The sequence below is a fragment of the Promicromonospora sp. NPDC060204 genome, assembly GCF_042728455.1.
In the GTDB taxonomy this organism is placed as follows: Bacteria; Actinomycetota; Actinomycetes; order Actinomycetales; family Cellulomonadaceae; genus Promicromonospora.
On sequence record NZ_JBHWZO010000442.1, the window covers coordinates 1 to 2,085 of the forward strand.

Genomic DNA, 2,085 nt, shown 5'->3' on the forward strand with positions numbered 1-2,085 from the left:
TGGCAGCTCGTGCTGGCCCTCGGCGGGACGCTGCTGGGCCGGGTCCTGTCCGGGCCGCGCGGCCGGCTGGGCACGGCGCTGGCGTCGTCGGGCCTGATGGTGGCCCTGGCCGTCGTCATGCTGGTGGGGTGAGGCCGCGGACGGCGCCCGGCGCTCCTGAGTCGCCCGGCGCCGCGCGGCTCAGGAGTGGCCGGTCTCCGACTCGTCGGCGGCAAGCCGCTCCTCGACCCGGGCGATCTTGCTGTCGATCTGCCCGGCGGCGGCACCCGGCCGGATGTCGGCCTTGATGACGAGCGACACCCGGTGCCCGCCGCGCGCGACGGAGTCGGTCGCGCGCTGGATCACCGGCATCACCTCGTCCCAGGACCCCTCGATCTCGGTGAACATCGAGGTGGTCCGGTTCGGGAGGCCGGACTCCCGGACGATGCGGACGGCCTCGGCGACCTGGTCGGCGACGGACTCGCCTGCGGTCATGGGGGCTACGGAGAACGCGAAGACAGCCATGCCCCCATCCTGCCCCCTCCGGCCGGGTCCGGGAGGTACTGACCGGCACGACGCGCACGTAGGCTCGACGCGTGAACGTCACCCTCCTCGCCGGCGGGGTCGGCGGTGCGCGGCTCGCGCACGGCCTCGATCTCGCGCTCGGCGCGGCACCCACCGGAAACCCGGCCCCGGCCCTGACCGTCGTCGTGAACGTCGGCGACGACACCGAGCTGCACGGCCTCGACATCTCCCCCGACATCGACACCGTGCTCTACACCCTCGCCGAGCTGAACGACGAGGAGCGCGGCTGGGGCCTGCGCGGCGAGTCGTACGCGACCCTGTCCGCGCTCAAGGACCTCGGCGAGGACACCTGGTTCACGCTCGGCGACCGGGACCTCGCGACCCACATCGTGCGCACCGCGTGGCTGCGCCGGGGTGAGCCCCTGTCCGCCGTCACGGCGCACCTGGCCGACGCGATGGGCGTCCGCCCGCGCGTGCTGCCCGCGACCGACGACCGCCTCGCGACCCTCGTCGACACCCCGTCGGGGCGGCTCGGCTTCCAGGAGTACTTCGTGGGGCGGCAGCACGCGGACGCCGTCCTCGGCCTGCACTTCGACGGGGCCGACGCCGCCCGCCCGGCCCCCGGCGTGCTCGACGCGCTGGCCGCCGAGCTGGTGGTGCTCGCGCCGTCCAACCCGTTCCTGTCCATCGAGCCGCTGCTCGCGGTGCCGGGGGTCCGGGACGCGTTGGCGACCGCCCCGGGCCGGCGCGTGGCGGTCAGCCCCATCGTGGGCGGGCAGGCGATCAAGGGACCGGCCGCCCAGATCCTGGAGTCGCTGGGGCACGAGGTCTCGGCCCTGGGCGTGGCCCGGATCTACGCGGACCTCGTCGACGTCATGGTGATCGACGAGCGCGACGCGAACCTCGCCGGCCCCGTCGCCGACCTCGGCCTGACGGTGCACGTCACCGACACGATCATGGGCGGCCCGCCCGGCCGCGAGCGCCTGGCGCGCGAGCTGCTGGCGTTCGGATGACCCGCCCGCCCGGGCCGGGCGGGGGCACGACGGCGGTGGTGCCCCTGCGGGACGGCGTCTCGGGCAAGTCCCGGCTCGCCGCGGTGCTCGACGCCGGTGCGCGGCGCCGGCTGGTCCGGGTGCTGGCCCGGCACGTGGTGTCCACGCTGCTCGCGGCCGACGGGATCGACCGGGTGGTCGTGGTGACGGCCGACCCGGTCTTCACGCGCGAGACCCTGGCCGGGCTGCCGGTCGAGGTGCTGGAGCAGCCCGCGGACCGGCCGGGCCTGAACGCCGCGCTGGAGCACGCCCGGGAGACGCTGGCGGCGGGTGCCGGGGCGGGCGTCGGCGCCGCGGGCGCCGGGGCGGGCGTCGCCGCCGCGGGCGCCGGGGCGGGCGTCACCGCCGCGGGCGGTCGGGGCCGCCTCCTGGTCGCGCACGCCGACCTCCCGGCGCTGACCCCGGAGGACGTCGCTGCGCTCCTCGCGGAGACCGCCCCGGTGGTGGTCGCGACAGACCGGTACACGTCGGGCACCAACCTGTTGCTCCTCCCCTTTGAGGCCCGGGTTTCTTCGCTTTCGACGGCCGG

Annotated in this window: 3 protein-coding genes; 2 read left to right on the forward strand and 1 reads right to left on the reverse strand. The window is 76.4% G+C overall.

Going from position 1 to position 2,085, the window contains the following annotated elements; genetic code table 11:
- Window positions 1-180 precede the first annotated feature (180 nt).
- Window positions 181-504, reverse strand: a complete 324-nt coding sequence (locus ACFWEJ_RS28505; protein WP_020017921.1) for a thiamine-binding protein — start codon at window positions 502-504, stop codon at window positions 181-183.
- A 71-nt stretch (window positions 505-575) separates the two neighbouring features.
- Between ACFWEJ_RS28505 and cofD the strand changes: the two genes are divergently transcribed.
- Window positions 576-1,517: a 2-phospho-L-lactate transferase gene (gene cofD, locus ACFWEJ_RS28510; RefSeq protein WP_377232525.1), complete on the forward strand. Its 942-nt coding sequence runs from the start codon at window positions 576-578 to the stop codon at window positions 1,515-1,517.
- Window positions 1,514-2,085: NTP transferase domain-containing protein (locus ACFWEJ_RS28515; protein WP_377232526.1), on the forward strand; the 572-nt coding region annotated here is incomplete at its 3' end. The genes cofD and ACFWEJ_RS28515, both read left to right, overlap by 4 nt.

Excerpts from the sequence above, each read along its gene's own strand:
- ACFWEJ_RS28505 (WP_020017921.1), bottom strand. The coding sequence starts at position 504 with ATGGCTGTCTTCGCGTTCTCCGTAGCCCCCATGACCGCAGGCGAGTCC.